This is a genomic window from Nostoc sp. FACHB-110 (assembly GCF_014697425.1).
Lineage (GTDB): Bacteria > Cyanobacteriota > Cyanobacteriia > Cyanobacteriales > Nostocaceae > Nostoc_B.
In genome coordinates this window covers 75,514-96,523 of record NZ_JACJRU010000026.1, presented here as the reverse complement: position 1 = coordinate 96,523, position 21,010 = coordinate 75,514, and the positions used below count along the sequence as shown (strand labels likewise).

Annotated in this window: 14 protein-coding genes; 9 read left to right on the top strand and 5 right to left on the bottom strand. The window is 40.2% G+C overall.

Going from position 1 to position 21,010, the window contains the following annotated elements; all coding sequences use genetic code 11:
* The first annotated feature begins 164 nt into the window (after window positions 1-164).
* The 4 genes from pbpC to H6G69_RS21670 all read left to right on the top strand — a co-directional run bounded on the left by pbpC (window position 165) and on the right by H6G69_RS21670 (window position 6,289).
* Window positions 165-2,441: a penicillin-binding protein 1C gene (pbpC, locus tag H6G69_RS21685; protein WP_190691188.1), complete on the top strand. Its 2,277-nt coding sequence runs from the start codon at window positions 165-167 to the stop codon at window positions 2,439-2,441.
* 298 nt (window positions 2,442-2,739) lie between these two features.
* Window positions 2,740-4,629, top strand: coding sequence for an ATP-binding protein (locus H6G69_RS21680; RefSeq protein ID WP_190691187.1), 1,890 nt, complete (start codon window positions 2,740-2,742; stop codon window positions 4,627-4,629).
* A 30-nt stretch (window positions 4,630-4,659) separates the two neighbouring features.
* Window positions 4,660-5,931, top strand: a complete 1,272-nt coding sequence (locus H6G69_RS21675; RefSeq protein ID WP_190691186.1) for a sensor histidine kinase — start codon at window positions 4,660-4,662, stop codon at window positions 5,929-5,931.
* A 202-nt stretch (window positions 5,932-6,133) separates the two neighbouring features.
* The gene (locus H6G69_RS21670; RefSeq protein WP_190691185.1) at window positions 6,134-6,289 is read left to right on the top strand and encodes a hypothetical protein; all 156 of its coding nucleotides are present in this window, start codon (window positions 6,134-6,136) and stop codon (window positions 6,287-6,289) included.
* A 437-nt stretch (window positions 6,290-6,726) separates the two neighbouring features.
* Here the strand turns inward: H6G69_RS21670 and H6G69_RS21665 are convergent, their stop codons facing one another.
* Window positions 6,727-7,383 carry a hypothetical protein gene (locus H6G69_RS21665; RefSeq protein WP_190691184.1) on the bottom strand — a complete coding sequence of 219 codons (657 nt, stop codon included), beginning with the start codon at window positions 7,381-7,383 and terminating at the stop codon, window positions 6,727-6,729.
* Window positions 7,384-7,587: 204 nt separating this feature from the next.
* On the opposite strand from H6G69_RS21665, the gene H6G69_RS21660 reads away from it, so the two are divergent.
* On the top strand, window positions 7,588-8,442 hold the full coding sequence (locus H6G69_RS21660) for a DUF72 domain-containing protein (protein ID WP_190691183.1): 855 nt from the start codon (window positions 7,588-7,590) through the stop codon (window positions 8,440-8,442).
* A 526-nt stretch (window positions 8,443-8,968) separates the two neighbouring features.
* On the opposite strand, the gene H6G69_RS21655 is transcribed toward H6G69_RS21660, so the two are convergent.
* The gene (locus H6G69_RS21655; protein ID WP_190691201.1) at window positions 8,969-10,336 is read right to left on the bottom strand and encodes an O-antigen ligase family protein; all 1,368 of its coding nucleotides are present in this window, start codon (window positions 10,334-10,336) and stop codon (window positions 8,969-8,971) included.
* Window positions 10,318-11,151, bottom strand: a complete 834-nt coding sequence (locus H6G69_RS21650; RefSeq protein ID WP_190691182.1) for a YaaW family protein — start codon at window positions 11,149-11,151, stop codon at window positions 10,318-10,320. The genes H6G69_RS21655 and H6G69_RS21650 overlap by 19 nt, the downstream gene beginning before the upstream one ends.
* Before the next feature lie 144 nt (window positions 11,152-11,295).
* Between H6G69_RS21650 and H6G69_RS21645 the strand changes: the two genes are divergently transcribed.
* Window positions 11,296-12,318, top strand: coding sequence for an NAD(P)/FAD-dependent oxidoreductase (locus H6G69_RS21645; protein WP_190691181.1), 1,023 nt, complete (start codon window positions 11,296-11,298; stop codon window positions 12,316-12,318).
* Between the two features lie 534 nt (window positions 12,319-12,852).
* Window positions 12,853-13,230, top strand: coding sequence for a hypothetical protein (locus H6G69_RS21640; protein WP_190691180.1), 378 nt, complete (start codon window positions 12,853-12,855; stop codon window positions 13,228-13,230).
* Between the two features lie 195 nt (window positions 13,231-13,425).
* Here H6G69_RS21640 and H6G69_RS21635 read toward each other — a convergent pair whose 3' ends face one another.
* A complete protein-coding gene (locus tag H6G69_RS21635) occupies window positions 13,426-17,211 on the bottom strand; it encodes a hydantoinase B/oxoprolinase family protein (protein ID WP_190691179.1) in 3,786 nt (1,261 codons plus the stop codon).
* A gap of 103 nt (window positions 17,212-17,314) precedes the next feature.
* On the opposite strand from H6G69_RS21635, the gene H6G69_RS21630 reads away from it, so the two are divergent.
* Window positions 17,315-18,220, top strand: coding sequence for a bestrophin family protein (locus H6G69_RS21630; protein ID WP_190691178.1), 906 nt, complete (start codon window positions 17,315-17,317; stop codon window positions 18,218-18,220).
* Window positions 18,221-18,304: 84 nt separating this feature from the next.
* Complete coding sequence (locus tag H6G69_RS21625; RefSeq protein WP_190691177.1) at window positions 18,305-19,843, top strand: right-handed parallel beta-helix repeat-containing protein; 1,539 nt, start codon at window positions 18,305-18,307, stop codon at window positions 19,841-19,843.
* 11 nt (window positions 19,844-19,854) lie between these two features.
* On the opposite strand, the gene H6G69_RS21620 is transcribed toward H6G69_RS21625, so the two are convergent.
* Window positions 19,855-20,706 carry a M28 family peptidase gene (locus H6G69_RS21620; protein WP_190691176.1) on the bottom strand — a complete coding sequence of 284 codons (852 nt, stop codon included), beginning with the start codon at window positions 20,704-20,706 and terminating at the stop codon, window positions 19,855-19,857.
* Window positions 20,707-21,010 lie beyond the last annotated feature (304 nt).

Sequence of the window (21,010 nt, the reverse complement as noted above, 5' to 3'; positions counted from 1 at the left end):
CTTGGTATACAATGGATAACCAATTTAGTGTAGTTATTTCCAAAAATCACTACAATTCTTAATTTAAATTGGTATAAATTGTTAAGTCTTTGCAATATTACCTGATAAACAAATAGCCACTACGTCACAATTAAAGTAGGTTTTACTATCCAGGGGAGTCTCTGATGAGACTAAGTAGGCGGCTCATCCGAAAGTCAAAATTTTTCTTAGCTGTTGTGTTTGTATGTGTAGTGGTGCGGCTACTGCCCTATTTTGCGCCTATTCATACCGCAGATATAGCCCAAAATCAGTTGGCTTTGGAATTTAGCGATCGCAATGGGCTACCATTAGGAACAATCCTCACCCGTGACCAAGAACATACCGCCGTCGTCCCCTTAAATCAAGTTTCTCCCCAATTTATCAACGCCATTATCGCCGCCGAAGATAGCAGTTTCTACCATCATGGCGCGTTGGATATGAAAGCCATTATCCGCGCCATCAACCAAGCCATTCACGCCAAACAAATAGTCTCCGGTGCTTCCACAATTACTATGCAGTTAGCGCGGATGTTAGAACCATCCACCCGTAACTTCTCAGGGAAATTGCAAGAAATTTGGTTAGCTTGGCGGTTAGCGGCGGGAATGAATAAAAACGAAATTCTCGCTGCATATATCAATAGGTTGCCAATGGGTGGCAATATATATGGTGTCGAAGCCGCATCCCGCACTTACTTTTTGACACCAGCCAGTGAGTTAAACCTTGCCCAAGCGAGTCTTTTAGCTGCTATTCCTAATAATCCCACTTATTTTGACCCGCTACAACATTGGGATAGACTCAAACAGCGTCAGAAATACGTCCTCAACCGGATGGTACAGGATGGTTATATCACTCAGCAAATAGCCGACAAAACCCAAACAGAAAAAGTTGTTTTTCAGTCTCGTCAACGGGGAATTATCGCTGCGCCTCATTTCTTGTTTTGGTTAGCAAATCAGTTATCAAATACCCAACCACAAGAAACATCTCCCATTTTTACCACCATCGACAGACCATTACAACAATTCGTCGAAGCCCAAGCACAACAAGTCATCTCCAACCTAGCCGCTAACAACGTCCACGATGCAGCAGCTTTGGTAATTAACAACCACACGGGCGAAGTTTTAGCTTACGTCGGTTCACCTGACTATTTCAACGAAGCCAAACTTGGACGTAACGACGGCGTACAAGCCCTACGTCAACCAGGTTCTACCCTCAAACCCTTTGTTTATGAATTGGCGTTAGAAAAAAAACTGATTCGCCCAAACACCATCTTGGCTGATGTCCCCGCCCACTACGCTATTCCTGGTGCGAAACTGTATAGCCCTACAGATTATACTCAACGCTTTCTCGGCCCTGTGCGGGTGCGGATAGCGTTAGCCAATTCTTTAAATGTGCCTGCGGTGCGAGTATTAGAGAAAATTGGTGTACCGAATTTTCTGGAACGTCTGCATGAATTAGGCTTTACTCACCTAAATCAAACCCCAGAATATTACGGCTTGGGTTTAACTCTCGGTAGTGGTGAAGTCACGTTATGGGAACTTGCTCAAGCTTACGTCACAATGGCAAGACAAGGACAAAGTATCCCACTTGTAACTACTGTTAACGATTCTTCCATCCAAAATCCAAAATCTAAAATCGAAAATTCGACAGTGTGGCAACTGATTACTGATATGTTGAGCGATCGCTACGCCCGTGCCACCGCTTTTGGTGTAGACTCAGTATTAAACTTGCCCTTCCCCGCCGCCGTCAAAACTGGTACTTCTTCCAACTTCCGCGATACTTGGACTGTGGGCTTTACTAGCGACTACACCGTTGCAACTTGGGTAGGAAATTTCAACGGCGAACCGATGCGTCAAGTATCTGGCGTGATGGGTGCAGCACCTTTATGGAACCGTATCATGTTGCACCTGCACGAAAACCAAGAACCCGCAGCGTTTACAGTTCCCCAAGGGTTAATTGAACTTCCTATATGTGCAGATTCCGGTTTACGCCCTACAGCAGATTGTAACTCTGTTGTACAAGAGTATTTTTACCCAGAAGATAAAATTGCTTACGCAACGCAAGATAAGTTTAATTTACCACCCGAATATAATGATTGGTTAGCCAAGCAGCAATCAAATTTTGTCTCTAGTAATTTACGAATTGTCTCCCCCCAAAATGGTGATTTGTTCTTACTCTATCCCGGTACAGAAGGACAGCAAAAATTAGAATTTAAACTAGCCGGAAATCCATCATCAGTTGAGTGGCGGTTAAATGGTGAAAAACTCGATATCCAATCAACTAATTTATTTTGGTATCTGCGCCCAGGAAACTGGAATTTAGAAGCGCGGAGTGCAGACACCAGCGATAAAGTGAGTTTTCAAGTAGAATTAGCCAAAATTCGCCCGACAAAGCGGGGTTTTTCAGTTGTTAATTCTCAATCTTAGATACAGTATTTAAGCGCAGCATAATTTGATATTGGCACAATTTTGACTGCTGTACTCGAGGTTATTATACCAGATAAAACACTGCTTTTCGATCTAGTGTGAGATACTCCTAAACCCCTGTTGAAAAATGTGAGTTTGAGATAACTTTCCTACTTTTTCAGGGTTTGAGTAAAACTAAAGAAAACATAAAATAATTCTGTGAGGATGGCTGAGAAATCTGCCAAATTAATAGCTAGTTTATCTTGAGTAATGATTTGGGAATACTAAATTTACGCAACTTAATACGGCTCTTTTTAGCATGATATTTGCATTTTTTACCCATCCCATTGAATATATTGGGTTTATTCCACATGGGCATTGCTATCTTTGGAAACCTTTACTTGTGTGGCTGAATATTATTTCTGATGGCACGATCGCCTTAGCTTATTATTCTATCCCCCTATTACTGATTTACTTTATTTCCAAACGTCAAGATGTTCCCTTTAATGGAGTCTTTCTGTTGTTTGGGGCGTTTATCCTCGCTTGTGGTAGTGGACATTTAATGGATATTTGGACGCTTTGGTATCCTGATTATTGGGTTTCATCTATTTTAAAAGCGTTGACAGCAATTATTTCCATATATACAGCTTTTGCATTAATTTCCCTCATCCCACAAGCTCTAACGCTACCTAGCCCAGCACAGTTAGAAGCTATTAATCAAGAGTTGAAAAGTGAAATTGTCGAGCGTAAACGCATTGAAAAAGAACTACGCCTCGCTGAAGAAGTTGCTAAAGATTCTAGCCAAGCTAAAAGTGAATTTCTGGCTAACATGAGCCATGAATTACGCACACCACTCAACGGGATTCTTGGCTATACACAAATTTTACAACGCACAGAGTCTTTAACAGAAAAAGGCAGTAAAGGCATTGGTATTATCTATCAATGTGCTTCGCATTTATTAACTCTAATTAATGACATCTTAGACCTTTCTAAAATTGAAGCTCGTAAGCTAGAATTAATTGCTATTGATTTTTACTTGCCAGCTTTTTTAGACAGCGTTAGTGAAATTTGTCGTATCCGAGCAGAACAAAAAGTCATCGGGTTTAATCTGCAATTTGACCCCGATTTACCCACGGGAATTCGTGCTGATGAAAAACGCCTACGGCAAGTCTTAATTAACTTACTTGGTAATGCTATTAAATTTACTCAACAGGGTAGTGTTACCTTTAAGGTGAAAGTTATTCAGCAAACAGTAAATCATCAAGGAAAAATCAGCTATAAGTTACGTTTTGAAATCATAGATACTGGCACAGGTATTACCCCTGAACAAATCGATAAAATCTTTGTACCTTTTGAACAAGCAGGAAGTAAAAAGCGACAATCGGAGGGTACAGGTTTAGGATTAGCCATCAGCCAAAAAATTATTTCGTTAATGGGTAGTCAAATTCAAGTAGCAAGTGAGTTTGGCAAAGGTAGTACTTTTTGGTTTGATGTGGAACTACCAGAATCACAAGACTGGGCAAAAGTTTCGAGAATTGTTGACCAGGGAATTGTGATTGGTTATCAAGGGCGAAAACGCACTATTTTAATTGTGGATGACAAATGGGAAAATCGCTCAGTCATTGTCAATTTATTAGAACCCGTAGGATTTACTGTCATAGAAGCTAGTAATGGCAAAGAAGGATTAGAAAAAGCCAATTTCTATCAACCGGACTTGGTGATTACAGATTTAGTTATGCCTGTAATGGACGGATTTGAGTTTATTACAAGTTTGCGTCAATTTGAAAAATTGAAAGCTGTACCTGTAATTGCTTCTTCTGCTAGTGTCTTTGCCATTGATGAATATAAATGTCTTAACCTTGGAGCAAATGCCTTTCTCCCTAAACCGATAGAAGCCGCAACCTTACTAGAAATCCTCCGGCAATTTTTGCAATTAGAATGGTTGTATGAAAATCAGAAAAACCTCAACCACAAATATAATGTAGATAGTTCAAATGATTTAGTTGATTTAGTGGTTCCTGCTCAAGCAGTTTTACAACAATTTTTAGAATTGGCACAAGACGGCGATATTCAACAAATTTTAGAAACTGCCGAAAATCTGACTGCATCAAATCAGCAATTCAGCAAATTTACTGAACAAATTATTCAGTTAGCCAAAAACTTCCAACTCAAACGGTTGGAAACTTTGATTCAGCAACACATTAATTGATTTGGCATAAATTTGACTTTCAAAGACATCATGAATAAGGTTTTAACAAAAGGATTTATTTTGATTGTGGACGATAATGCCACAAATTTATCTTTGCTTTCAGAAGCACTAACTAGTGAGGGTTGGCGGTTCCGTGTAGCCGTAGATGGCGAAAGTGCGATCGCGCAAGTTGAACGCCATCAACCAGAATTAATTTTACTTGATGTCCAAATGCCCGGTATTGATGGGTTTGAAACCTGTCGCCGGCTCAAAGCTAACCCTGTGACTCAAAACATCCCCATTATTTTCACCACAGCTTTAGCCGATGTCGAAAGCAAAGTCCAAGGATTTTCTTTAGGTGCGGTTGATTACATTCCCAAACCCTTTGCTCAAGAAGAAGTAATTGCGCGAGTACGTGTGCATTTGCAACTCCAACAATTAACTCAATCTTTGGAAGAACAAATACGCGATCGCACTAGTGCGTTGCAAAAAGCGCAAGTGCAACTAGTACAACAAGAAAAACTCTCAACTTTAGGAGAGTTAATCGCGGGAATTGCTCACGAAATGAACAACCCCATTGGCTTTATCGTCAACAATATCCCACCTTTACAAGAATATATTGTTGCCATCACCGAGCTACTGCAACTTTACGAAAAAGAGTATCCAGTACCAACAGCCACAATTAATACTTTTATTCACAACTTGGATTTGCAATTTGTTCTCGAAGATTTGACAAAAATTGTCAGTTCCATCGAGGTAGGTTCTGAACGTATCCAGCGCCTTTCCAATTCACTCCGCAGTTTCTCGCGTTCAGATAGTGACAGCAAATTACCTGCTGATTTGCATACAGGTATGGATAGTACGCTGATGATTTTACAACATCGCCTCAAGCCTAATGGCGATCGCCCGGCAATTGATGTGATCAGGTCTTATGGCAAATTACCTGATGTTTACTGCTATCTTGGTGAGATGAATCAAGTATTTATGAATATTTTGGCTAACGCCATTGATGCTCTTGATGAAGCAATCATCCAAGGTAAAATGAGCGATCGCATTCCGCAAATTCAAATTACCACCGATGTCAATGCTCAAAAGATGGCGGTAATTAAGATTGCTGATAATGGAATTGGGATTCCTGAACGACTGAAACAAAGATTGTTTGAACCTTTATTTACTACAAAACCTGTCGGTAAAGGTACGGGACTTGGTTTGTCCATCGCCCATCAAATTGTTGTCGAAAAACACAATGGCACAATGGATGTCCATTCTCAACCCGGTATCGGTACAGAGTTTACAATCGCAATTCCCGTCTACATAAATTAAAACTTTTCGTACTCAAAAATATACCCCTACCTAGTGGTTTACCTAGACGGATTAAACCATAGGTATCACCAAATATTCTGAATAAGAGAATATTTTTATACCCGGAGATTGCCTAACTAAATTTAAAAATCTCTCTTCAGAAATTTGCTGTTTTGAAATTGATGATTTAAAGTAGTTCTGAGTTTTTCGGAAATAATCATCAATGACTACCTTAACCACAGAAAATAAAAAATCTGCCAAGCAGAAAAAGCAGTCTTTTGCGCCGATGAATATTGGTTCTCCCAAAGTTCCATTTCGCAAAACTAAACAGATCAAGCAAGAATATGAGTTACTCAGTGACTGGGAACACGCTAGTTAATGCCTAAAACTGATGGCGAGAAAAACTCACCATACATTTAGACATTACTCATAATTAATCTCTTCTGGGCAATCAATTGCTGGAGATGGACTGTGGGCAAAAAATTGAACTTAAAGACACAATTTTCAGACAACTGGGGCCGCTGCAACTACCATCAACATTAAAAGTGCCAGCATCAAGACGATGAGTTTGACAATGAGGTAAGTTGTAGGGTCAGTGAGTGTAAAGTCGCTAAACATAGCACACCTCCATTGATCAATCTTGCTAAGTTACTTGAGGCGTTAAATTCTATTGAGAAGCAGAGGCTACTTTTTTCTAGTCTCTATACATTCCACCTATATTTTCTATCAAATAATTATTGGTGGAGCAATTATGTAATTATAGGTAACATTTACTGTCTACTACAGCAATCCGATTTGATTTGAGAGTTTGATCAATTATTCAGGTTGCTGCAATTTTCTTACCTGGGCTTGGACATCAAGCGCAATCTGCAATGATTGATTGAGTAATTGAGCATAATCGCCAGCTTGGGTGCTAAGTTGTAGAGCTTGGAGGTTGGCTAAATTGTTCACAAATAACTCTTGATTGCTATTTAAGAGTGTTTTATTATCTCGCAGAATTCGTTCGGTTTTTAATGCCCGGACTAAATCTTCTCGAATTAGTTGTAAAGCCGCTATTACTTGTTCTCTATCATTGAGAGAATTACCGGATGTTGCTAATTGGTCGTGAATATCGATAGCTTTGACTACCCGATGATATTGATCAACTTCATCTAAAAGTATGGTGAGTGCTTGAGAACAAGTAAATCGCCGCCATAGCGATCGCCCGACTAACACGGCCAAGGGTACTACAATTAATAAAATGAGGCCTAATTTAATGGAAGAACCAATAATTGGCAAAATAATAAACGCATAGATAAACCCTACAATAATCGGGGTGAGGGCCAACGCCACCAGCAATTCATTGATCAAAAATCCCCATCGCTTCTCTTTGTCTTTCATAATTGAAGGTCGAAACACATCTTCAGGGTCGAACCCAGTTAAGCGTCTCAGTTCTCCCTTGCTAATTTCTAAGCCTACTAAATCCGGCTGCACTACTGAGTACTCCTGTAGAAAATGCGATCGCGTATTTATTTTAATCGGGCATCCACCTTTTAGAAAAGCAGCGATTTTTGAGTCAAACAACGACCGATATAATTCATTTCAATTCATCTGTCACCACATACCTATACAATTTAAGTAGAAACACTCAAGCGGCCCATACCCTGAGAGTTTTGCTGTTATATTCTGTCAAAGCTTGTGAACTTCTTGATTGGTTGTGCGATTTGGGCATACAAAGGTTGGGTGGGTGAACTTTATCCCCCAGGCACTCGCGCTACAGATTTTCTTCGCCTTTACAGTCGCCGCCTCACCACGGTCGAAGGTAACACAACATTTTATGCTGTACCTAACCCAGAAACTATCAGTCGTTGGGTAGAGCAAACACCTCCTGAATTTGAATTTTGTCTTAAATTACCGCGAGATATTACCCATCAAGGTTTGCTACAACCGCATATTCCCGCAGCTTTACAATTTTTGACAGGAATGCAACCTTTAGGGAAACGCCTAGGGCCGATGTTTGTGCAGTTACCACCTAGTTATCGACCAAGCTTAATTGATGATTTAACAGCTTTTTTGATGGCTTGGCCGCGTGAAACTGCACCATTAGCTTTAGAAGTTCGCCATCCAGACTGGTTTCAAGAACCTTATGCAAGTCAATTAAACAAGTTGCTAGAACAGCTAGGTGTGGGCAGAGTACTGTTAGACTCACGCCCTATCTACAATGGAGAAGATGATCCGCAATTACAATCAGAACGCCGCAAACCCAAATTACCTGTACAGTTTAGCGTTACAGCACCCTTTAGCCTGATTCGCTTTATTTCCCATCCCCAGTTATCACAGAATCAGCCATTTATGGAAGAATGGGTAACGCAGATTCAACAATGGTTGCAAGCAGGGACGCGAATATATTTCTTTGTTCATTGTCCTTTAGAAGCGCGATCGCCTGACAATGCCCGTTACTTTCAACAATTATTAGAACAAAGTGGTGTTTCGGTTCCGCCTCTACCTTGGAATAATTTAGAACATCCACCAAATCAGCTTAGTTTATGGTAAACACAGCAAAAAACAGTGAGATATTTATGCTCTCAAACTGCCTTAATTTTGCACAATTATTACTAGAGAACTTATACCAATTTGAAAAAAGAATGCGACAGATATAACCAAGGAAAGTCTTACTAAATCTGAGTTTTTAATTGCGAATTGCGAATTGCGAATTGATATTACTATTTATTGCCATTCAAATTTTATTGATATCGGCTTACTTACAACACCTATAAATCATACAAAAGGGCATCTAAATAATTAGATGCCCGTCATGTAGGAAACCCCAAAAGGGTTGTCCTTACACCTTCCCAACTATCAGCAACATTGGCTAATTTGTGATTAGCCAAACTCACAGTCACAAATGTGAATATGTTTATCTTATTAACTCTTAATCCTCAATGCCGCCAGTGTAACCACTGAAAAAACATCAATCTGCATCAACACTATAATCGAGCAAAATTGCCTATTCATCTAAATTTTTATCAGAATAAGCTGTTGGTTTTGTCAGGAACGTAAAATATTCCCAACCTGTTCCTTAGGCTTTATTCTCTATTACTTTTTTGTGAGTAAATACAACTCCGCAAATAGCTGCTAACAATAACCATGAGATTGTATTGACGCGAAAATCAAAAAGGGTGACATCCACGCTATTAAATAACATCCACTCTCCCAAAACTAAGAGATAGCTAAAAAGTATCAACCTATCAGCTTTGGCTAAATAACTTGATTGCCGTAAAAATTGAATCCCGGCAATTAATACCCAAATCAATAATCCACAAAACAACGCAGTAGTCGGAAATCCAGTTTCAGCAGATAACATTAAAAACAAGTTATGGGGATGACCTAAATCAATATTCATTTTAGTTTTGTAGAGAGCAGAAAAACTGCGTAAGCCCCAGCCTGTCCAAGGATGCTGCTGTGCTAAATTCCAAGCAAATTCCCATTGCGTTTTACGCATCAGGGCGACTGGTCTATCTGGGTACATTTCATCATTTAACCGCGCCCAAAAGAAAGCCGGGACAATGTGGCGAAAAATTTGAGCAATGGGTGGAGGTGCAAAAGCAGCTAATAAAACACTAGTAACAATCCCCGCAAAGCCACCTACAAGGATGCGCCAACCTTGATAAAGAGCATAGGCTAAACAGGCAATAATGGCGATCGCCCATCCGTTGCGCGAGTTAGTTAAAATTAAAGCGGCAAAGTTGGCAATAGCCGTTAAAGTCAGGAAACAAAGGGGAGAAGATAAGAATTGCCAGTTAAACGTCAAAACACGAGAATTTTTGGCATTTTGACTTTTCACTTTTAACTTTTTCATTTCTGCGTGCCATTGTTCTAACCAAAGTCCTAAAGCTAAGGTGAAAACTATGGCTAAATAAGCTGCCAAAATATTAGCGTGCATAAAATTTGCCGCCATACGCCCTGGCGGTTCTCCTCCAGGTGCAATTTCCCAATCTATAACAATCCACAAAAACTGTAGTTTTAATGCCCAACCCCAAAATAACTGCCCAAAACCGAGAATTACTACAGGTACAGAACCAATAACTAAAATCCACGCTAGTTGGCGTAATTGGGCAATTGTGTGGATTAAGCTACTTAAGCCAGCAAAAACTAAAAAGTAAGGTATTAAATTAAATAACCCTAAAAAAGCATCGGTTTTATTGACAGCAAAACCAGCTGTAATTATCAGCAATAAACTTAAAAGCGCAAATCCTTGGTTAAGAGGACGACGAACAATTGTTCGGGCTTCTCGCAGCCATCCTAATAAAGCTGCTAAAATTATCGCCACAGCCCCGACAAACGGACTAATGGCAAAAACCAAAAGCCCGATTTGCAAAGAATTCCAAGGAAATTGTAAGCGCGGGTTAGGATGGTTAGAAACTATCTTCAAGCTGGTTCCCAATATTCTGTACGCGTAAGTCGAATTTGTGCCAGGGCAAAAATAGTCGGAATGATCCGACCATAGTTAGTAGCGATGGCGCGCCAACCTAAATCTGCCAGAAACCAAGTCCACATCATCGGGCCGACAAAGGCAAACATTGTGCGGACTGCTCCATAACGGGCTGCACTCACAGTCATTCCCTGTTTAGCCATTTGCATAGCGACATAGGTTTGAAACTGAGTGGTAGAACCTGCAATTGCAGCTTCTTTAGCCACTTGATAGGTAGCAAAATGTATGGCAAATTGCCGAGCAATTTGTTTGAGGACAAACGGTTGAATTACGGAAGTTACAGCGAAAGCACTACCGCCTTTGAACAATAAGCCTAAAGGATCGCGCTGCAACATTAATGGTAGAGGTTCTTTAAGTTCTGTTTTCGCCAGATGATTTTGCACTTTCACTGTCAATTTTTGCTTATCTTTTTCTGGCAGTTTTTTCCATACTTGCCCTAGCAGATGTAAAAAGACTTCTGCTTCTAAATCAACAGTTGTTAAATGATTGGAGTAAGGAATTTTTAAATATTTACATACTTGAATTAACGCTTGGCGGTAAGTTACTTGATTTGTACGTCCCCGCAATACTGTTAGTCCATCTGCTGCCAAAAACCGAAAGCGATCTTCTAGCGAATCTAACCAAGCTTGACGGTTTTGACTTTGAATTTCTATAGGTTCGGGTGTTTGAACATAATCTAGGGGATTGAACTTCCGACTAAATAGAATTGCCGTTAAGTCTTGCAATTCGTCTTCTGTTGCTAACTCCAGGGCCGCCCTGAGTTCATCCAATTTCCCTTCCTCCTTGATGTGCAGCTTGTCTGTAACTTATTCTACTATTAGCTTTTAGTCGTCATCAGTAGTCTTTTGATCCTGAATTATCGGTGTTTTGTTATTGGATAATAACCAAGGATTATGATTAAGGACTATTAACTAATGATAGATGTTGCTGTTGTTGGTGCTGGGATGTCGGGTTTAGTTTGCGCCCAGCAGTTAAGACAAGCTGGGTATTCGGTGTTAGTGGTGGAAAAATCCCGTGGTTTGGGGGGAAGAGTGGCTACGCGCCGCTTACATGGTACTTGGGCTGATCATGGTGCTTGTTATCTCAAACCCAAGGGCGAATTTTTCAGGCAGTTTGTGAATTTATTATCTAGTCACCAAGTTTTAGAAGTCTGGGCTAACGAACTGCCAAACCGATATATTGCGCCTGCGGGGATGAGTGCTTGCGCCAAATTCTTAGCGCAAGGTCTGGATGTGTTGCTGAATCAACGCGTAATAGCAATTAACCCAACCACTGAAAATACTTGGCGATTGACTTTAGAATCTAGCGATGAAGAATTAATAGCCAAAGCTGTTGTACTGGCCATTCCTGCACCCCAGGCTTTGATGCTATTAGAACCATTAGGTGCAGATTTATTAGGAACAGAATTTTTAAATAATCTGCGTTCTGTGGAATTTACTGCTTGTATTAGTGCGATCGCAGGCTATTCTACCAATTCTCAACTACTAGCAAATTGGACAGCCCAAACTTTTGCTGACGATCCTGTTTTAGGCTGGATTGGCTTAGATAGCAGCAAACGTCCCAATCCTCAACAACCCGTGTTTGTAGTGCAAAGTAGTGCGAGTTTCGCCCAAATACATCTAGAATCAACAGACTTACAACCAATCGGCCAAAAAATGTTGCAACAAGCTGCCCATACTTTAGGGCTGGCTTGGCTAGCAACACCTGAATGGATGCAGGTACATCGCTGGCGTTATGCTTTTCCTAGCCACCCTTGGCAAGAACCTGTTTTATCTGCCAGTAATTCTCTACCGTTAGTTTGCTGTGGTGATTGGTGTGGTGGAAATCTGATCGAAGGCGCAATGCTTTCGGGACTAGCTGCATCTGAAAAAATGAATAAGTCTCTACATCAGGTGGATTTTTATAATGTGAACTTTTTCAAAATTTTTACCGCTTAATAGTATCTATCGTTAGACTTGTTGCTCAGTGTAGTGAATTTATCTGCAGCAATTTACTACACTTTTAGTCATAAATTGTTTTCTATAATACATTGGTCAAAAAATATAATTTAGAGACCATGAGCAAAAAACTTTACACGTAATGTAAATCACTAAGCAAGTTTTACTTTATGCAACATTGCACTCTTATGAATGTTGTGAAACATGGCTGGAGAATTGATCCCTCAAAGTTTATGCTGCGTTTTATGTATTTTTTAGCCAAATCAAAAAAAGTTTGGAATAATTATTGGTACAGATATCTACATCAGTACAATATACAAATCTAGACTGTTACTTCCAGAGTTTAAGGCAGATTGTATAAAATTTAGCTCAAAACATCCTATATAAATGTCTGGCATTGTACTGATAAGAAGGTTAGTTTTGGGGTAAAAATTTTATTTCTATCAGTATTAGCTGTTTGGCATCACCAAGTAAGTTCAAGCGTGATTGTTCTTTCGCAGAACAATCAACTGTATTTAACAGGAGACAAAACCTATGAAAACAGTCATTAATTTAACGCAGCAATCAGTAATCAGCGAAATTGAAAGCGTGTTAGATACCTATGCTTATCATCCTTATCAAGCCACCTTTGCAATTCCTGAATTACGCCAAGAACTAATTGTTTTCGTTCTTAGCCGTATTCCCTGTTTTTCTAACGTAGAATTTGAGCGAGAATTTCCTTTACAAAACAACACAAAAGATTGTCTGATAGATCAAAAATTTCCTCGTAGCCCCTTAGAACAGAAACTACATTTACAAAACTTAATTCATCAAGCTATTTTTTCCATTATGCACAACAAATCAGACTCAATTAATCAGCATTTATGTGACATAGTTGAACCAGGTTGTGAACCCTCTCATTGGTTTGGTTGAACAAAGGAATTACGCATAAAGGATACTTGTGAAGAATGGGTGTAAGAGTGTGAGGGTGTAGGAATTAATGGGTTGTGAACACCTACACCTCCCTAAAAACCTTGATTTTAGTATTACTGCGTAAATCCTCAAGAGTTAAGAAGTTTACTCATAGTTGACCAGCTAAAAGTGAGGAGTAATTTTTTATTGACACTTTTAGCTTTTTTTGCTGTTGGAACCATAACCTCCACCGCCAGGAGTTTCAATCACAAAAACATCATTTATATTCATTTGCACTACTGCTTTACTACCTAAATATTCAATATTGCCATCACTTTTCTCAACATAATTTTGTCCTACTTTACCGGCTTCTCCACCAGCTAAACCAAATGGCGCAACTAGGCGATGATTTGACAAAATTGCAGCTGTCATAGGTTCTAGAAAACGCAAGCGACGAATTACGCCATTTCCACCGTGATGATTTCCTTTACCACCGCTCTTTTCACGAATAGCAAAATTTTCTAAGACAACAGGAAAACGCCATTCTAATACTTCAGGGTCAGTTAGACGCGAATTTGTCATGTGTGTTTGAACTGCGTCTGTACCATCAAAATTTGCACCTGCACCAGAACCACCGCAGATTGTTTCATAATATTGATAGCGTTCATTCCCAAAGGTGAAATTATTCATTGTTCCTTGAGAAGCTGCTAAAACTCCCAAAGCCCCATACAAAGCATCGGTAATTGCTTGCGAAGTTTCCACATTTCCCGCAACCACAGCAGCAGGGTAACGGGGATTTAGCATACAACCTTCAGGGATATGAATTTCTAAAGGTTTCAGGCATCCGGCATTTAAGGGTATATCATCATTAACTAATGTGCGAAAAACGTATAAAACTGCCGCTTTGCAGACTGCTGCTGGGGCATTAAAGTTACTATTTAATTGCTGGGACGATGTGCCTGCAAAATCTATTTTAGCACTGCGTTTTTTTGGGTTAATAGTAATGGCGACCTGAATAATACTGCCATCGTCTAATGCATAACTGAAGCTGCCATCTTTTAAAACTTCAATTACACGGCGGACAGATTCTTCTGCATTATCTTGGACAAAACCCATATAAGCTTGTACAGTTTCTAAGCTGTAGTGTTCTACCATCTTGAGAAGTTCCTGTACACCGCGTTCATTAGCAGCAATTTGGGCTTTTAAATCGGCTAAATTTTGGGTAATATTTCGCGCAGGGTAAGGTTCACTGGCTAATAATTCCACTAATTCTGTTTCACGGAATTTTCCGGCTGCAACTAACTGAAAATTATCGATTAGTATGCCTTCTTCTACCACATTTGTACTATTTGGTGGCATAGAACCAGGGGTAATACCGCCGATATCTGCATGGTGTCCCCGTGAAGCAACATAAAAGATTGCTGTTAGCGGTAGCGGGGCGTTCAGCCCGTGCTGAGTGCTGTTAGCGGTAGCGGGGCGTTCAGCCCGTGCTGAGTGGGGGAAGACTGGAGTGATAACGGTAATGTCTGGTAGGTGAGTACCACCGTTATAGGGGTTATTGGAGACAAATACATCGCCAGGTTTAATAGTGTCGCCATAGTTAGTAATTAAGGCTTGCACACTTTCACTCATCGAACCCAAATGCACAGGAATGTGAGGTGCATTTGCGACTAATTGTCCAGAACCATCAAAAATTGCACAGGAGAAATCCAGCCTTTCTTTGATGTTGACAGAGGAACTGGTATTTTGTAAGGTTATACCCATTTGTTCTGCGATCGCGCGAAACAAATTATTGAAAATCTCCAGCATCACCGGATCTTTTTGAGTGCTGAGTTTTGATGGCTGAGTGCTGAGTTTTGAGTGTCTTGTTAAAACTAAGTGATTGCGTGCGGTTAATTGAGCTTGCCAATTGGGTTCTATAACATTTGTCCCCGTCGCCTCGACAATGATTGCTGGCCCTGCAATACAATTTCCCGGTTGTAAATCTTGTCGTTGATAAACTGGTGTAGCGTACCATGCACCAGCAGTGTACATCTGAACAGTTGCTACTGCTACAGGTTCTCTATCATCCCTACGTGTAATTACAGCTTCTGCCGGCGCATCATGCTGTGCCACCACCTCCACCGCTATAGCTTCCACAATCAACCGCTTTTCTGGCGCAATAAACCCATAACGCTGACGATGCAACTCCTCAAACTGACGCTGCATAGTCTCAATATCTCCAAAATCCACAATCAACGGCGCATCCGTCCCCTCATATTTTAGATGTACCTTGCGATATATTTCTATCTTCTCTCCTCCCTCCGCGTCCTCTGCGTCTTTGCGGTTCGTTTCCCCCCAAGCCTCCGCCACTAAACTAGCTAACTGCAACTCCATATCCCCCAACAAATCCTCACTCAAAACCGCTTCCACCGATTTCTCGCGCATCACCCGCACATCTGCCAAACCCATACCATAAGCAGATAATACCCCCGCATAAGGATGGATAAACACCTGCTTCATCCCCAACGCATCGGCAATTAAACAAGCGTGTTGCCCACCAGCACCGCCAAAGCAACACAACGTATACTCCGACACATCATAACCACGCTGGAGAGAGATTTTTTTGATAGCGTTGGCCATTTTATCAACTGCGATCGCCAAAAAACCCGCAGCCACCTCTTCTGGTTTTCTCCCATCTCCAATTTCTGCTGCCAATTGCTGAAACTTCTGCTTTACCACCTCTACATCTAAAGGCAAATCAGCATTCACCCCAAACACCTTCGGGAAAAACTCTGGTTGCAACTTACCTACCATCACATTGCAATCAGTCACCGTCAACGGCCCACCCTTAGAATAAGCCGCCGGGCCAGGATTTGCCCCCGCAGATTCCGGCCCCACCCGATACCGGGAACCATCAAACTGCACAATCGAACCCCCACCCGCCGCAACGGTGTGAATTGCCATCATCGGAGTTCGCAGACGCACTCCGGCAACTTCTGTTTCAAAGGTGCGTTCATACTCGCCATTGTAATGAGCCACATCGGTAGATGTACCACCCATATCAAAGCTAATAATTTTGTCAAATCCAGCTATGCGGCTTGTCTGCACTGCGCCAACTATGCCCCCAGCAGGGCCAGATAAAATGCTGTCTTTACCTTGGAAGTTTTCTGCGTCTGCTAATCCACCATTGGATTGCATGAACATCAATTTGAGGGAGTGGGGAGTGGGGAGAGGAGAGTCGGAAGAGAAATCGGGGCTGGGGGCTGGGGGCTGGGGGGATGATTCTTGCAGCCTTTCCCTATTCCCTAATACCAATTGACTAGAGACTTGATTTACATATCGCCGCAAAATTGGGGATAAATAGGCATCAACAACTGTAGTATCGCCCCGACTGACTAATTTCATTAAAGGGCTGACTTCGTGGGATACGGAAATTTGAGTGAATCCAATATCTTTTGCTAATGCAGCAACTTGCTTTTCATGGGTGGTGTAGCGATAACCGTGCATGAAAACAATGGCACAACAACGAATTCCATCAGCGTAAGCTGCTTGTAATTGCGGACGGACTGCCTCAAGCTTTAGCGGGATTAATTCCTGACCTTGCGCGCTGTAACGTTCTTCGACTTCAATTACCCGTTCGTAGAGCATTTCTGGCAAAATTATCTGACGGGCGAAAATGTCGGGGCGATTTTGATAACCGATGCGTAAGGCATCCCGAAATCCTTGGGTAATAACAAGAACGGTGCGAATGCCTTTTCTCTCCAATAAGGCATTTGTCGCCACCGTTGTTCCCATCTTCACAGCTGCGATGCGATGGCTCGGAATAGCTGCATCAACAGCCAGTTCTAGCAGTTCCCGAATTCCTTGGACTGCTGCATCAGTGTAGCGTTCAGGATTTTCTGACAGCAGCTTATGAATTACCAACTTTCCATCAGGACGCTTTGCCACAATATCAGTAAATGTACCGCCTCTGTCAATCCAGAATTCCCAACGCGCAGAAGAAGATGATGCCCCAGTCATGGTAAATTCCTCAATGCCGATTTTGCTACTGCCAAGGTTATGATTTTTAAGTTATCAGATACCTGCTTGATTTGTTTGCTAGATATTACTCGGAGTAAATTGCATGGCAGTTGAAAAAATTCGTTGGTTTCAAATGGCTTTTCAGTTAAGAGGATCGGTGATATCTTCAATTTATCAACGAGTTTTTTGGTCTGGGGTTTTTGGTGTTGTTATTTCTCTACTTTATTCTTTAAAATTGCCAGTATCCCAACCTATTTTAGGTAATGTTATTCCTAGTATTGTTTTAGGTTTATTATTAGTTTTTCGGACAAATACTGCTTATGACCGCTTTTGGGAAGGCAGAAAAGCTTGGGGTTCTATAGTTAACACTGTACGTAATTTAGCTCGGCAAATTTGGGTATCTATTGACGAACTATCTCCAGAAGATAGAGAAAGTAAAGTTGCTGCATTACGGTTACTAGTGGCGTTTGCCGTCACAATTAAATTGCATTTAAGAGGAGAAAAAATAAATAGTGAACTAGAAGAATTACTGCCCCAATCTAAGTATATAAAATTGCATACTATGAATCATCCTCCTTTAGAGGTTGCTTTTTGGATTGGCGACTATCTCCAACAGCAGTATGATCGCAACTGCTTAAACAATTATCAATTAACTAGTATGCAAGAATTATTAAATATTCTTGTAGATAATTTAGGCGCTTGCGAACGAATTTTAAGAACGCCTATGCCTTTAGCCTATGCCATACATCTTAAGCAATTGTTATTATTATATTGCTTCTTATTACCCTTTCAAATGGTAGCAACTTTAGGATGGTGGACAGGCTTAATTGTGGCGTTAATTAGTTTTACGCTGTTTGGCATTGAAGCTATCGGCTTAGAAATTGAAAATCCCTTTGGTTACGATGCCAATGACTTACCCCTAGATGCAATTTGCCACACAATGAAACGGAACATCGATGATTTGATTAGTTTGCCGCCGAATGTGCGATCGCGTCAAAAAAACCAATAATTAAGAAATGATCTATATTGGTTAGTAGATGTAGTGTTTCTACTGAATATCTAGATTAACAGAATTTATTACTGGGGTAGGTTCATGTTAAAACTAACACTGGCTGGCATCTCTTCACTTTTGACGTTCATCATCTTTTTAAGAATTGCTCAAGTAAACACGTCTGCTCCTCAATCAAATCTCACTAGTTCCCAGACACAAGAGTATATTACTATCCCTACATCTAATCTGGCTCTTGCACAGACTGTAACTAATGATCAGACTCCGCGACGTATTCCTAGTTATAAAGTTCCCCCTGCATTACCTTTACCTGCTAATGGTGGTGTAAACTACTATGTTTCTCCAACTGGTTCAGATAATAATGATGGTTTATCTCCGCAACAAGCATTCCAAACACCTCAAAAAGCAGCAAATTTAACCAAGCCAGGAGATACTGTATATTTTCTTGAGGGTACATATTTTCCAGGGAAAAACTGGGTATTGTTGCAAATTAAAAATTCAGGTAAACCTAATGCTTGGATTAGCTACAAACCTTATCCTAATCATAGAGTAAAACTAAAACAAGACCCTGTAAAAGGCAGTTGGCATATTATCTTTAGTGATAGAGCGTCATACATTAATATTGAAGGTCTTGAGCTAGAAGGAAACAATCAAAAAATCACTTTAAAATATGCTCAATCACAATCAAAAAATAAAATGAATACGCTAACAAATGGTAATTGCCTTTCGGTTGATGGGAGAAAAGTTGAGCCTAAACTAAAACCGCATCACTGGAGAATTTTTAATAATAAAGTTCATGATTGTGCAGGTATGGGAATAGGTGCAGCCCAAGCCGACTATATAACTGTTGATCACAATGAAATTTACAATAATTCCTGGTTTACAGTTTACGGAAATTCAGGAACAGGTACTTATCAAAGTTATAACTCGGATAATAACACTACTGATTATAAAATGATCTTTACAAATAATCGGATTTATAACAACAGATTATATATTCCTTGGATTGTTGTTGGTAAAATCACAGACGGTAACGGAGTCATTGTAGATGATGGGAGAAATACTCAAAACGGCTCTAAGTTAGGAGCTTACAAGGGAAAAACATTAGTTGCAAATAATGTTATCTATAATAATGGCGGCTCTGGAGTTCATGCCTATTATAGTGATAATGTAGATATTATTAATAATACTGTTGTCAATAATAATCAAAGCAAAGAAATTACTGGAGGGCAAATATTTGCTAACAAATCTAGTAATATTAAAGTACTCAACAATATCATGGTTGCCTTTCCCGGAAAAAATGTTAATGCTAACTGGGCAACACCAGAAGAACAAAAAACTAATGTATTTGACTATAACATTTACTGGAATTTAGGAAGATTACAACCGAGAGTTAAAGGGCCAAATGATATTGTGGCTAACCCGCAATTTGTCAATGCCAGCAATTTTGATTTTAGACTGAAAAACAGTTCTCCGGCTGTTAATACAGGATTAACAAAAGAAACAGTAGCCTTTGATCAATTTAGAAAAACTAGAATAATTAATTGTAAAAAGACTAGAGGTGCAATTGAGTTTGCTCCTTTAGTTTTTTCTATTAATACCAAAACTAACACTTGCAGATAAGATGGTGACTACTAACTTAATCGCCGAATGCCAAGTACTAAACCTTGGCAGACACCTGTGAGAAAATCTAAATCTAAAGTAGCGATCGCATCACTAGATTGATGATAATGGGGATTCCGCAGAAAAGCTGTATCAGTCACCATAATTGCGGAATATCCCAAATCCCAAAACGGTGCATGATCGCTCAGTCGAGTTTGACGTACAATTAAACCTCTATTCGGTACTGGTAGCCACTGACTAGCTACACCAACTTTGCGAATACTCCGACTTAGACTAATTAAGTCACGGATGGTGCGTAAATTACCAATCAAAGCAATAAAATCACCAGTATTCGGATAAAACTTTTCTAGAGGAGGGGGATAATTTTGCGAACCAGGGGTAGAGTTGCAATAACCCAACATTTCCAAAGAAATCATTAAGCGTAGTGGTTGCTGTTGTTGACGCAACAAAGCTGCATATTCAGCACTTCCTAGCAAACCATATTCTTCCATATCAAAAGCAACCAGCCGCAAGGGATATTTTGCAGCGTCCGTGGCAAAAATTCGTGCTAACTCGAGTAATACTGCTACACCTGTGGCATTATCATCCGCGCCCGGTGTTCCTGGTACAGCATCATAATGCGCCCCAATTAAAATTGGTGGTAAATCTCTACTGTTGCCTACTGCTTGTCCAGGTAAATTTAAAATTAGGTTTTGACAGTTTTTCCCTCTAACTTTGAAGGTGTGGATTTCCACACTCCCCCACTGGGCAAATTGTTGACGAATATATTCTTGGACAAAGAAATGTCCGGCAGTTGCCATGAAAGGATCGCGTTCGCGGACGATTTCATGCAAATGGATTTGTAATTGCTCTTTTAAAGTCAATTGAAGTATGAAGTATGAAGTGTGAAGTATGAAATTAACCCACCCATAAATTATTAAATATAGAGGTGTGGATTACCCAACTTAAAGCATTGATAAAGTGGAGTTTTTCAACCTGAGAGATTTTTGCCTCCTTGGACATACTCAGCATGGTGAATGCTATTCTAGTCTTGCAACTAGCTCCTCAACTTTCAATTATCCACTTTTTACCTTAATTGATTATCATACCATTGAGGTGTTTTCAACCAATAGTTCACAGCTAGAGGTAATCTCGCCCAATCATAATAAATTATATAGATGTAAGATA